14 protein-coding genes are annotated in these 12762 nt (G+C 42.9%); 8 read left to right on the forward strand and 6 right to left on the reverse strand.

Annotated features, from left to right (window positions below; genetic code table 11):
- Positions 1-134 precede the first annotated feature (134 nt).
- On the reverse strand, positions 135-1064 hold the full coding sequence (locus VL20_RS22180) for an NAD(P)H-dependent glycerol-3-phosphate dehydrogenase (protein ID WP_052277827.1): 930 nt from the start codon (positions 1062-1064) through the stop codon (positions 135-137).
- 413 nt (positions 1065-1477) lie between these two features.
- Between VL20_RS22180 and VL20_RS22190 the strand changes: the two genes are divergently transcribed.
- On the forward strand, positions 1478-1909 hold the full coding sequence (locus tag VL20_RS22190; protein ID WP_002804545.1) for an NUDIX domain-containing protein: 432 nt from the start codon (positions 1478-1480) through the stop codon (positions 1907-1909).
- Between the two features lie 41 nt (positions 1910-1950).
- Here the strand turns inward: VL20_RS22190 and VL20_RS22195 are convergent, their stop codons facing one another.
- On the reverse strand, positions 1951-3144 hold the full coding sequence (locus VL20_RS22195; protein WP_052276899.1) for an IS4 family transposase: 1194 nt from the start codon (positions 3142-3144) through the stop codon (positions 1951-1953).
- A 291-nt stretch (positions 3145-3435) separates the two neighbouring features.
- The gene (locus VL20_RS22200; RefSeq protein WP_052277829.1) at positions 3436-4653 is read right to left on the reverse strand and encodes an ABC transporter permease; all 1218 of its coding nucleotides are present in this window, start codon (positions 4651-4653) and stop codon (positions 3436-3438) included.
- Here VL20_RS22200 and VL20_RS22205 point away from each other — a divergent pair.
- Entirely contained in the window at positions 4643-4834 is a 192-nt protein-coding gene (locus VL20_RS22205) for a hypothetical protein (protein WP_158499377.1), read from the forward strand. The two genes, VL20_RS22200 and VL20_RS22205, sit on opposite strands and share 11 nt — an antisense overlap.
- A 165-nt stretch (positions 4835-4999) precedes the next feature.
- On the opposite strand, the gene VL20_RS22210 is transcribed toward VL20_RS22205, so the two are convergent.
- Positions 5000-6484: an efflux RND transporter periplasmic adaptor subunit gene (locus VL20_RS22210; protein WP_052277830.1), complete on the reverse strand. Its 1485-nt coding sequence runs from the start codon at positions 6482-6484 to the stop codon at positions 5000-5002.
- Here VL20_RS22210 and VL20_RS31905 point away from each other — a divergent pair.
- The 5 genes from VL20_RS31905 (at position 6426) to VL20_RS22230 (ending at position 9198) form a co-directional block, all read left to right on the forward strand.
- The gene (locus VL20_RS31905; RefSeq protein WP_167341562.1) at positions 6426-6572 is read left to right on the forward strand and encodes a hypothetical protein; all 147 of its coding nucleotides are present in this window, start codon (positions 6426-6428) and stop codon (positions 6570-6572) included. The two genes, VL20_RS22210 and VL20_RS31905, sit on opposite strands and share 59 nt — an antisense overlap.
- Before the next feature lie 34 nt (positions 6573-6606).
- On the forward strand, positions 6607-7488 hold the full coding sequence (locus tag VL20_RS22215) for a tetratricopeptide repeat protein (RefSeq protein ID WP_052277831.1): 882 nt from the start codon (positions 6607-6609) through the stop codon (positions 7486-7488).
- 206 nt (positions 7489-7694) lie between these two features.
- A complete protein-coding gene (locus VL20_RS22220; RefSeq protein ID WP_272079325.1) occupies positions 7695-8279 on the forward strand; it encodes a hypothetical protein in 585 nt (194 codons plus the stop codon).
- Between the two features lie 241 nt (positions 8280-8520).
- Positions 8521-8760 (forward strand): antitoxin, encoded by a 240-nt coding sequence (locus tag VL20_RS22225; protein ID WP_002793069.1) that lies wholly within the window; start codon positions 8521-8523, stop codon positions 8758-8760.
- A 9-nt stretch (positions 8761-8769) separates the two neighbouring features.
- On the forward strand, positions 8770-9198 hold the full coding sequence (locus VL20_RS22230) for a type II toxin-antitoxin system VapC family toxin (RefSeq protein ID WP_052277832.1): 429 nt from the start codon (positions 8770-8772) through the stop codon (positions 9196-9198).
- 4 nt (positions 9199-9202) lie between these two features.
- Here VL20_RS22230 and VL20_RS22235 read toward each other — a convergent pair whose 3' ends face one another.
- Positions 9203-9469: a hypothetical protein gene (locus VL20_RS22235; protein ID WP_002784632.1), complete on the reverse strand. Its 267-nt coding sequence runs from the start codon at positions 9467-9469 to the stop codon at positions 9203-9205.
- A gap of 523 nt (positions 9470-9992) precedes the next feature.
- A complete protein-coding gene (locus VL20_RS22240) occupies positions 9993-11180 on the reverse strand; it encodes a glycosyltransferase (RefSeq protein ID WP_052277833.1) in 1188 nt (395 codons plus the stop codon).
- A gap of 335 nt (positions 11181-11515) precedes the next feature.
- Here VL20_RS22240 and VL20_RS22245 point away from each other — a divergent pair, with 335 nt between their 5' ends.
- Complete coding sequence (locus VL20_RS22245) at positions 11516-12739, forward strand: NAD(P)/FAD-dependent oxidoreductase (RefSeq protein ID WP_052277834.1); 1224 nt, start codon at positions 11516-11518, stop codon at positions 12737-12739.
- Positions 12740-12762: the final 23 nt, after the last annotated feature.

A 12762-nucleotide genomic window follows, 5' to 3' on the forward strand; every position in this document is an offset into this window, starting at 1 on the left:
TCACCTCCACCTTGATTCCTTCTTTCTTTTAAAACTATACCTATCAATCGGTTCCCCTTTTTTTAAGTTTCTTCTCTTTTTGTTAAGAAAGCTCCGACTAACTGATTACTGATCACTGAAAAATCTCTTGTCTCTTAATCAAATTCTGCTTTTAAATCCCGACGCATCAATTCATAAACGGCAACTTGGGGAGAAATTTCCCCGCGCAAAAGACGATCAACTTGGCAGGTAATCGGTACATATAAATTTTTTTCTTGGGCAATTCTCATCAAAACTTCTGTGGTATTTATTCCCTCGGCAGTTCCCTCTAACTTCCCTAAAATCTCAGGCAAAGATAAACCTAAAGCTAATTGATAACCCACTTGATAATTGCGAGATAAAGGACTATTACAGGTGGCTAATAAATCCCCTAAACCCGATAAACCGAAGAAAGTTTCTTGACAACCTCCTAGACAAGTTCCCACCCGAACTATTTCCGGTAAAGCGCGAGTTAACAGGGCAGATTTGGCATTAGTACCTAACTGTAAACCATCGCAAACCCCAGAAGCGATCGCCATGACATTTTTTAAAGTGCCACCTAACTCAGTCCCCAAGGGATCGCTATTAAGATAAACCCGAAAAGATTCCCCAGATAATAATTTTTGTAACAATATTGCTGCTTTCTGCACATAACTTGCTACCACCGTGGCAGCGGGTAAACCTTGATTAATTTCTTTAGCTAAATTGGGACCGGAAAGAACCACAAGGGGATTAGCGGGAAAAGCTTGATTCCACAGATGAAAAGGGGTACGAGTGGTGATTGGCTCTAATCCTTTAGTAGCGGTGACGATAATTATGCGAGAATTTAATTGTAATTGCTGTAATTTTTCGATCGTTGGAACAACTCCTTTAATCGAAACTGCTGAAATAATTACCTCAGTATCTGCTATGATAGCCCCCAAATCTTCCCCAATATGACGCGACCAAACCCTAACAGCTAAGTGATTACGTCTAGCCAAATTAGCGAGAGTTTGTCCCCAAATTCCCCCACCTATCACCGTAATTTTCTTGGCATTTTCTAACAACTTTTATTCTCCTCCTTATTAGTGATCCCTGATCAGTGACTGGTTAGAAATGATTCGATTTGAAGGTTATGAGTCTTAAATGAAATTATTCACCGATTACTGATAAGTAGGTAGGTGTTAAAAGTTGTCAGACACCCCCCTTATCAAGGGGGATTAAGGGGGGATCGGCACCCCCCTTATCAAGGGGGGATTAAGGGGGATCGGCACCCCCCTTATCAAGGGGGATTAAGGGGGGATCGGCACCCCCCTTATCAAGGGGGGATTAAGGGGGGATCGGCACCCCCCTTATCAAGGGGGGATTAAGGGGGGATCGGCACCCCCCTTATCAAGGGGGGCAGGGGGGATCAGAGGCAAAATCTATCTTCAATTTAATTATAACTACTTACTTAACTGTTCACTGATAACTGAAAAAAATGACAAACTATCGCAATCCTGCCCCCACTGTTGATATTATCATCGAACTGATCGACTCGCCCCACCGTCCGATCGTACTAATTGAGAGAAAAAATCCGCCCTTTGGCTGGGCAATTCCGGGGGGATTCGTGGACTACGGCGAATCGGTGGAAACGGCGGCCATTCGGGAAGCTTACGAGGAAATCAGCTTGCAGGTGCAGTTAATCGAGCAATTTCACGTCTATTCCGATCCTAACCGCGATCCGCGTCAACACACCATTAGTATCGTTTTTATCGCCACGGCAAAAGGAAAACCGATCGCTGCCGATGATGCCAAAAAAGTGGGGATTTTTCATCTCTGGGAATTCCCCCAACCTTTATGCTTTGATCACGATCGCATTCTCAATGATTATCGTCGTTATCGGGATTATAAAATTCGTCCCACACATTAGACCCCAACTTAAGTAGCTGGTTTCAAGGGGTGACAAGGCGACTAAAAGGCTTGCTGGATAAGGCGCATAGCCGTTAGACCCCTAGAAAAATCGGGGTGTTTTCCTGGCTTGAGGCGGATCAAAGAAAAGGCGAGTTCCGAGTACGCGTCCATCGACTCGATCCAGAAGCTCCCATAAGTACCTATCCAAAAATCGCTATGTCTTTCCGGACCGCGTTTCGCTTCTTTGGAGCGACAAATATAATCGCGAGTTCCCGATTTCTTGAGATTTTGACCACGGGTTGTATTCAAAGAGTAAGCGATAGCGATTAATAAAATTAAGGCGAGAAAGCGAGGCTCGCTCACTTTCGTTTTTTCAAGATTATATCCTCCCGTTTGACAATCTTTGAACATCGCTTCAATCCCGAATCGAGATTTATATAACTTGAGAGTTATCTCTAAAGATTCTAGGTTGGTCAATAAATACCAAGGCTCTTTAGACCCTTTAGTTCGATAACCTCTTTTCCCATAAGTTGCTAGGTTGAACCCCTCGATCTCATGGCTTTTCGTGTGGGTCACTCCCCGAAAGAAGTTTCGCTCGCCCCGGTTCGGTTCTAACTCGGAAAGGGCTTGATAGTTTTCTCCATCTTTCAATCGCGTGTAGGTACTTTTCTTTTGACGGAAGATAAAAGCTACACCTCTGTCGTCAAGCCACTTCCCTAATTGCGCTGACTGAAATTCACGGTCTCCCATTACGACGAGCGGATAGGGTTTCAACAACCCTAAGACTGGCTTGAGGAATTTTTTCGGTTCCCCGAGAGCGCTACTTCCTTTTTTATTCAGTAACACCCAATATACGGGCAAAGCTCTCCGACCACAAATCACACTGGCGACGAATAAATTTCTACCCTTCCAATCGGTTCTATCTATGACGACTAATAATCTTCCCGCGTGTTTCAGTTTTTTGAGCCTTCTTCTTGGCTCTCGATTTTTATTTTTTCCGCTAAATTCTAGCTTGACGATCTGTTTGATCAAAGGAAACCACAAGAGTTTCACGTTTAGTTGCGGGAGCTTAAGAAATCTCTGCAAATTCCGTCTTCTACTTTCAAAGGTTATCGGTTGCGGGAAAAGAGCGGCCAGTTTCTCTAGTTGGACTATCCGATGACTTTGTAAGAGCAGGATTAGGAGCTGTAAGGTCAAATAGCTCGCCTCGCTAAGGTTCGCCTGTAAACAAGCCTGATAGAATGAAGGTAACATTTTAAAATTTTGAGTGGTTGTCCTAACCACTCTATTTCTTTAGGGGGTCGTTTGGCTAGACCCCCCGCTCTATCTAGCTTGTAGCCCCTCTGTCACCCCTTGAAGTAGCTGGTTATAATTAAATTAAAAATGGATTTTAGGTTCGATCCCCCCTGCCCCCCTTGATAAGGGGGGTGCCGATCCCCCCTTAGTCCCCCCTTGATAAGGGGGGGATCTGACAACTTTTAACGCCTACCTACTTAGCTATAAAAGCAATCCTTGCCAAAAACGTCCCCGAAAAAACTTAAAAAATTATACACTTCTGAGGGCGACAATCGGCTCCAATTTAGAGGCACGATAGGCGGGAAAAACGCCAAAAAAGAGACCAATACCCGTGGAAACGCTCAAAGACAGGATGACGGCGGTGGCGGAAACAGTGGCAGCCAGGGGAGAGAAACTGGAGACGAGAACGATCGCTCCTGCACCGACGAGAATACCAAGCGCACCGCCGGCGATGGAAACGAGAGTTGATTCAATCAGAAATTGTAAGAGAATATCCTGTTCTCTGGCTCCGATCGCTTTTCTTAGTCCGATTTCCCCGGTTCTTTCCGAAACCGAAACGAGCATAATATTCATCACCCCGATACCCCCGACAATTAGGGAAATACCGGCGATTAGAGCCAAAAGTAGGGTTAGACCCTGGGTAATCGTGCCGAAGATTTCGATCATCTGTTTAGCAGTTTCGACGCGAAAATCATCCTCAGCGACGATTTTATGACGTAAACGCAGGAGATTCTCGATTTGGAACTTAGCGGCGCGGATTTCCTCCCCCGATCGCGCGGTGAGACTAATCCAACTCAACTCGACACCGTAGGGGCCGGTTTTGCCCACCAGTTGCGAGTTCATGGTGCTAAGGGGAATAATCAGCATTTCATCCTGATTATTGCCAAAAAAGGAGCCTTTCGCCTCTAAAATCCCGATCACCTCAAAACTGAGATTTTTGATCCGCAGCTGTTGACCGAGGGGATTTTGGGTGGGGAAAAGTTGCGCTGCCACTTCACGGCCGATTACCGTTACCCGTTTGTTGCGGGCTAGATCGATATTATTGATAAAACGACCTTTTTCTAGGGTAAAATTGCGGACAGAAGCGTATTCTGGGGTGCTTCCCGTCACTAGAGCCGTCATGTTGCGATTACGATAGGAAATCAGGAAACGAGCGTTTATTTCCGGGGCGACTTCGGCGACGGTGGGAACCTGTTCGGCGATCGCCTGAGCATCGGCTAAAACCAAGGTTTTCGGTAAATTAACGGTGGTATTGCGTGCTTGTCGCGACCCCGGCACCACAAAAAGAGTATTGGGTCCCAAGTTAGCAAACTGGTCATTGGCTAAGGTTTGCGCCCCTTGGCCAATACCGATCATGGCCACCACCGAAGCGTTACCGATGATAATTCCTAACATAGTCAGGCCGCTACGCACTTTATTGGCCCCTAGGGTGGCGACGGCCATTTTTAAACTTTCGATGATAAACATATCAGTTATCAGTTATCAGTTATCAGTTATCAGTTATCAGTTATCAGTTATCAGTTATCAGTTATCAGTTATCAGTTATCAGTTATCAGTTATCAGTTATCAGTTATCAGTTATCAGTTATCAGTTATCAGTTATCAGTTATCAGTTATCAGTTATCAGTTATCAGTTATCAGTTAGATAGTTGTAGGGTTTTGGGGTATTAGTTGAATTCCCCCATTTCCCCATTCCCCCATTTCCCCATTTCCCCATTTCCCCATTTCCCCATTCCCCCATTTCCCCATTCCCCCATTTCCCGAATCCTGACCTAGCATAAAAAAGACAATTTAGGAATACTTGTTAAAGAAAATTATTGAGATTTTTTATTAGTTTTCGAGGTATCTTCGGCTCCTTGGGGGAGATCGATAAAGACCTTTTCTCCGGCTTCCAACCCTGATAAAATCTGGGTTTTATCGTCTAAGACCAAACCGATCGAAACGGGTTTAAAACTGGGTTTATTTTCGGCATCGGGAACTAAAACCCCTGACTTGCCTTCCCGGGTGACAATGGCGACAGTCGGCACGACCAGAGCATTATCTAACTGCTGGCCGACAAAAGTTACATCCACATTCATTTTCGATTTGAGTTTGTCTCGTCCCGTCACCAAACCGATTCTCACTTCAAAAGAAGTAACATTCTCCTCGATAATTGCTTCAGGAGCCACAAGAATAACTCGACCTTCAAAGACTTCTTCAGGAAAAGCATCGGCGACAATTCGCACGGGTTGGCCGCGCTGCAATAAACCCACATCTACTTCTGGCACTTTAGCAATTACTTCCAATCCCGATGCTAGGGCGATAATCGAGGTGGAAGTGGCGGAAGCGGTACTAGAGGCCGAAGTGGTGGGAGTGACAAAAGAACCCTCGGTGGCGTATTTTTGGGTGACGATGCCATCAAAGGGGGCAGTAATGACTGTATCGCGGTATTGAATCTTAATTTGCTCTAAATTGGCTCTAGCAGCCGCTACAGATGATTCTAGTCGAGCAAGCTCCGTTTCTTGGGTTTTTTGGCGTTGTTCGAGGGCAAATTTCGCTTCAGCGATCGCTGCTGCCGCTCGGATCATTTCCTGCTCAATTCCCGCTACTTCTGGGGAAGCGGTTTTATCCGCTTGTTCCAAACGGCGGATCGATTCGTCTAAATTGGCTTTAGCATTGAGATATTCATTGAGGACGGCATCAAATTGGTCTTGAGCGATCGCTCCTTCCCGGACTAAATTTTCATTGCGTTTAACCCGATTTTCTGCTAGTCGAAACCGGGATTGGGCCGCTTGTACCTGAGCTTGCAGTTGGTCTAAATCTTTGGGAATTCTTTCTTTGGCCTGAGCTAAACGGGCTTCTAATTGCTTATAACTGGCCTGGGCCTGATAAAATCGGGCTTGTAATTGGCGGATATCTTCGGGAATACTGCGTTTAGCCTGTTCCAGACTGGCTAGAGCTTCCCGCAGACGCGCTTCTGACTGCATTCCTTGGGCATACACCTCTAAATTATCCATGACGGCGAGGGTTTGTCCCCTTTTAACGACCATGCCCTGATCCACCAATAATCGCACTAATCGGCCGGGGTTTTTCGGGCTAATGTTGACACTTTGGATTGGTTCCACCCTACCACTAGCTTTAATTTCCACAGCGAGGGTTTCCCGTTGAGCAGGAACGGTCATTTTCGCCAATTCTAGGGCAGGAGGAGGGGTTTGCAGCAAACGATAAGAAACCACTCCCACCGCCAGAAAACCACTAGCCATGAGTCCGAATATCCAAAATAGGGGGCGATTTGATTTTCCCAACACGGTTATTGCCATCGATCAGCCAAAAGTTAATTGGTTATATACTAACGTCTCTAGAGTTGCCTTTGTTGTTTCTTTAGCCAACAACCCCCAAGCGAGATAGACTGATTAAAAAAGGCCTATCGCGGGGGTAAACTGTGCCAAAACTTCAATTAATCGTTTCTTTACTCATTTTTTTCGTCGCTGGCAGCCCGCCAGCTTTTTCCCAAGCTCTACTCCCCTACGCCATCGAACCGGGGTTAGAACAGATGGAACAAGCGGGAATTGAAATGGCTGAGGATGCCATCCAATTAGCTCGTTTTCGCCGTACCGATGCCGCCCTTTCCCGAGCTAGGTTAGCGGTGCAGTTAGCCCCCCATCTCTATCAAACTTGGTTTATTCTCGGTAGTTTATATCTGCAAGACGATCAGGTGCAACCCGGTATCGAGGCATTAAATCAATCTTTGTCCCTTGCTCCCGCCGATGCCCACGCTAATATTAAATTTTCCCTCGGTAGTGCTTATTTTCAGAATCAAGATTACCAGTCTGCTATTGCCCAGATTGAAGCGGGTTTGCAAATGAAACCCGATGTCTCCCCCGCTCTTTTTGATCTCGGTAATTCCTATCTCAAGTTAGCACAATATCCTGATGCGATCGCAGCTTACGAAAAAGCTGTTAGTCAAGATAAAAATTTTTGGCCGGCTATTAATAATATTGGTTTAGTTAAATACGAACAGGGTGATAAGGAAGCCGCTCTTAAAGATTGGCGCACCGCTTTGAAAATTGATCCTAAACAGGCGGAACCTCAGTTAGCTATTGCGGTGGCTATTTATAGTCAAGGGAAAACTGAGGAGGGCATCAAATTAGCTCAGGCCGCTCTCACTAGCGATAGTCGTTATGTCAGTCTGGAATTTTTGGGGGAAAATCTCTGGGGTAAACGTCTTTTGCAAGACACGGAGAAAATGTTTAATCATCCCCAAATGAAAGATTTTATCGCTCGTTTACCACAACCAACCCTAGAAGCGGAGGAAGAAAATTAATCTGATAGCAGCAAGCATTAAGATAAACCCTTAGTTAATTTGCTAGGAATTCTTGAGGCTTGCTCTAACTAATTAGGACTGGCTGAATATCGGTAGCAGCTCTGCTAAAAAATGGTTTTGGGACTTTATTAGCAAAACAACAAACTTTTTGCCGCAAACCCCACATACAGTACAATTATTATAGTTAAGGTTTTGAAAGGCCTAGGATGATGGCAAAGCAATCAAGGGCAATTGCGGTGACAGAACATGATAATAAGTGTCCCGAATGTCTGCACTTGGAGATTTCGGGAGAACTGGTTACGTCTGAGTCTAAGGGTGTTGTTTCCCTTTTCAAAAAGTCTGAACCAAAGGCGTTTTCCCTATCGGTGCGGCTTAATTTTAATCAGCAGTGGCTTGATTTTTCTTTTGGACGGGTTAAGTTTGGTTTGCGGGGGGGAGAGTTACGCTTAAAACTGGAGAATGGCCAAATGCCTTCTGAGTTGAGAAATGAGGCGTTGAAAAAGATTTTAGCAAGGGAGTTGGAGATTGAACGTCAGTTAGGAGGAGAACAGGAAAGCAAGTCTCAACTAGAAGGATCAGTAACTCCTGATTTATCGAAAGCAAGCTTAAAGGGAGTTAGAGAACAGCGTCAAAAAGAGTCCCAGGGAGATAAGTTTCAGCTTAAAATAGCTCAAATTAGTCACAAGGGAGCAAATAATCAGCCTGTGTGGGTGTTCGAGAATAGGACAGGTGAGCCGGTTTTACTGGGGGAATTAATGGATTTGCTTGATGAATTGGGAAAATTTATTTAGGGTTTGCGGCAAAAAGTTTGTTGGTGAGGTTCCCTTGTTTCAAGGCTCTGCCTTGAAACATAATATCTAAGGCTCTGCCTTAAAGTAGTATTTAAGAAGAACTGGAATTTCAGTGAACAGTTATCAGTAAACAGTTATCAGGTAGAACCTGAATCAAGCGTTCCCAGGTTCTACCTGGGAACGAGATAACTAGATAAATAAGTTAAAATAGTAAGGCGATCATTAACAAAGGGGTCAACAGATGCAAAATTTACGTCAGGTTTCTTTACTAACAAGTGGACAAGAGCAAGTATTAACTATTCCTCCTGAACTGGCCCTATCAAGTACAGAGGTTTTGTTACGCAAAGAAGGTCATCGCTTAATCATTGAGCCGATTTCTTCCGGTTCTCTAATTTCTTTGCTGACTACTTTGCCAGACATTACAGACAATTTTCCTGATATAGATGAAGGGTTGCTTCCCCTTGATGACATTACATTTTAGTACCACCCAATGACCTATCAATATCTGCTTGATACTAACATCCTATCACATTTGATCAGGTATCCCCAAGGTCAGGTTTTCCAGCATATTGTGGATGTCGGCGAAGAAAGCGTTTGTACGAGCATCATTGTGGCGTGTGAATTAAGATTTGGAGTGGTTAAAAGTGGTTCCTCCCGTCTGGTGCAGCAACTAGAACGCATCCTGGAGTTCTTGACAGTTTTGCCATTAGAATCAACTGTAGATAAGCACTATGCCGTAATTCGTAAACATTTGGAGCAAGCAGGAACCCCAATCGGTCCAAATGATTTACTGATTGCTGCTCATTCTCTAGCGCTTGATCTGACTCTTGTTACCGCAAATACTCGTGAATTTGAGCGTGTGCCTGCTTTGAAGTTAGAGAATTGGTTGATTGATTCTGTAATAATTTTTGGGGGATAATTTGTCATAAATGATGTTGCTGATGATGGTTTTGTATATATTCTGCAACTACTTTTTTGCGGTTTTCTCGCAATGACAAATCAGGTGGAGCATTTTCTAAAAGATGCTGAGGATGACCTCCCCGGCGTTGTGATAAAGTTTTACGCGGTTTTAAGCTTTGCCAATGTTCGTAAATGAGTTTTTTCAGAAGTTCTTCTGAGCTAATATTCTCTTCGGAAATGATGTCTGCTAGATAGTTCTCGGTTTCTCGATCTAGATTAATGGATAACATTGTTACCTCATGGGATAAATCAATATTTTTGATTATAGTTTAAAATCCATGATCGCGCTACAGATAATCCCACTCACCCCCCCATCCCCAAACGGTAAAATGTTTTATGACATATAATTAATTTGCAAGTAAAATGTAGGGTGCGTTAGACGGCGACAATCTCTGCTTAAACTTAAATCTAACAATCCGTCGTAACGCACCACACCTATTGCATGATCAGTAAAATGTAGGGTGCGTTAGACGGCGATAATCTCTGCTTAAACTTAAATCTAACAATCCGTCGTAACGCACCACACCTATCATTAATTTAACTTCATTATAACATATAATTAATTTGCAAGAGTTCTTTTTTTCCACTTCAATCTAAGAATTGAGAAAAAAGCAAAACCTTATATTATACCATAAAAAAATTATGCAAGAGGTCTATTGTACTGTAAAAGGATAATGCCTGGTTTTTGAAGGTTCCAATTTTAACAGGTCAAAAGCCTTATTTTAAAAGGGTTTTACTATTATTCAGCAAACCCTAATTAGGATAAACTCGCCCTTTCCAACCTCCCCCTTGGCCGCGCCAATAACGCAGGGCAGAATCAACGGTCATTAAACTATAAAAGAGGGCAATTAGGGGTAAAGTTAAAGCCCGCAGGGGGGATAATTTATATAGTCTTAAAGTTGGGCTATAGGAAAGGGCGATTAGTAATAAGGTGATGGTGCTAATTATGATAATTGATGTTTGTTTTAATACCAGTCCCCAGATTAAGCCCAAGGGAGCGGCTAAATAGGTTAAAAACATCCCGAAAATTGTCCCGATTAACCAAAGTGTTGAGTAATTTAGTTGTGTGAAGGCGGTGCGGGCTACCATATTCCAAATGCTGGCTAAATCGGGATAGGGACGGAGACTATAGGTGGTTTCTGTTAATCCTAACCAGATAGATTTCTCGGTATTTTCGGAGTGATTTTGCAGATATTTTTTAACCGCAATCGCTAAAGAACAATCATCAATTAAAGCTTGTTTAAGAATATCAATACTGCCAATTTTTTCTAGAATATCTCGGCGAATTAAAATGCAACCCCCAGCGGCGGCAGCTATCGGGGAATTAGGGTTATTAACTAGGGGAAAAGGATAGAGTTTCTCGAAGAAAAAAACAAAGGCAGGAATGAGAAATTTTTCCCAAAAACTGTCACAGCGTAGCAACACCATCAGGGAAACTAAAGCTTGTTTTTCTTGTACTGCTTTAGTAACTAATTGGGTTAAATTATCCGGTGGGTGGGCAATATCAGCATCGGTGAACAGAAAATAATCGGGTGCAAATTTCTCGGTAGCCTCTGTTATTCCCTGTTTCATTGCCCATAATTTACCCGTCCATCCTATCTCTAAAGGTTGTCCAGAAATAATAGTTATCTGTTCAGATTTATGAGATTTATCGGCAATTTTTTGGGCAACTTTCCCCGTGTCATCACTGCTTTGATCGTCAATTAAAATAATCGAAAATTCGCCTTGATAATCTTGGTTAAAGAGGGAAGTTAAACTGATAGGTAAAACGTCGGCTTCGTTTCGTGCGGGGATAATTGCCGAGACTTTTGGATAATTTGTTAAGGGATAAGTGACAGGATTAATTTTTTGGTTAGATAGCCAAAATTGTCCCCTAGCTAAGATTAAATATAACCAAATTATCAGCGATAGGGAAGTAACTAATAATAAGAAAAATGTCATAAGCTGGTGGTCTTTCGATGAGGGAACAGTGAACAGGTTAAAAAGAGTAAGTAGGTAGGCGTTAAAAGTTGTCAGACACCCCCCTTATCAAGGGGGGCAGGGGGGATCCCCCCGCCTATCGGCACCCCCCTTATTAAGGGGGATCCCCCCGCCTATCGGCACCCCCCTTATCAAGGGGGCGGGGGGGATCGAACCTAAAATCCATTTTTAATTTAATTATAATCAGCTACTTATCAAATTTAGATGGACAACAGCTTAACCGGTTTGGGGTTTAACAGAGGGCAATTTAGGATAAAATAGAAGCAACTTAGCAAGATTAGGCGAGGGCGTAAATCATGGATTATGATGTCGTAATTATTGGGGGCGGACCAGCGGGAGGTCACTGTGGTAGATTATTAAGTGAAAAAGGTTATCGTGTTCTTTTGGTGGAACAACATTCTAGTTGGCAAGATAATAATTTTTCTAGTGCCGCTTCTCCTCTAGAAATTTTAGAACAATTCAATCTCCCCGAAACCGTAGTGGCTAGGTTTTGGAAAAATATCGAAATCATCTCTACCAGCATACATCATTTTTGGTCATCACCGCAACCTTTAGGGGTAGTTTTTGATTTTGCCAAGTTGCGAGAGTTTTTAGCCGCAGAAGTGCTGCGTTTGGGGGGAGAAGTTCGTTTAGGTTGTCGTTATCTGAAATATCAACAGAGGGAGGATCAGCTAACTGTTTTCTTGAAATCAAAAGGCGAGAAAATCGAGACAGTTACTACTCGTTTATTGGTTGATGCCACGGGATATGCTAGAGCAGTTATGTATAAACACAGACGAGAAAAACCTGATTTTCTAAAAGCAGTGGGCATTGAATATTTAATTACTGTGCCAGAAGTAGATTATCAAAAATATCAAGATAATTTAGTGTTTTTTCTCGGTCATAAATGGAGTCCTAAAGGTTATGGCTGGATTTTTCCTATGGATAATCAGCAATTAAAAATAGGAGCGGCTTGGTTAGAGGGAGAACATCCTTATATTTCTGAAGTTAAGCCTTTAAAAAGTTATATTACACAAATTATTCAAACCTACATGAATCTCTCTAAATATGATATAATCGACATTCATGGGTCTATTTTAGAATATTCGCTCAATCTGCAAGATATTTATTATCAAGAACCGAATATTATAGCGATTGGTGATGCTGTTTCTACGGTTAACTTTTTAGGAGGGGAAGGTATTCGCTATGCTATGAAAGGAGCCGAAATTGCTTGTCAATACATGGAGGAATATTTACAGGGAAAATCGAGTAGTTTTGCCCCTTATCAACAGAGGATGCAAGAATATTTTCAACCAAAATGGAATTTATCCGATCGCCTCAGTCGCAAAGTTTATTTAGAATATAGTGATGTGCGTATAGATCAAGGAGTATCCTATCTCAAGTATCTTTCCACTCAGGATATAATCGACATTTTATTTTACTACAAATTTGAAAAATACACAAAAGGGTTAGGAGGATTTCTGCTGGGGAAATTACGTCAATGGTGGCACCGAATTTTCCCTAGTCAAAAACCTGAGTAAATAGGCTAGGATAAAGCTAAGGA

It is taken from the genome of Microcystis panniformis FACHB-1757 (assembly GCF_001264245.1).
GTDB lineage: Bacteria > Cyanobacteriota > Cyanobacteriia > Cyanobacteriales > Microcystaceae > Microcystis > Microcystis panniformis.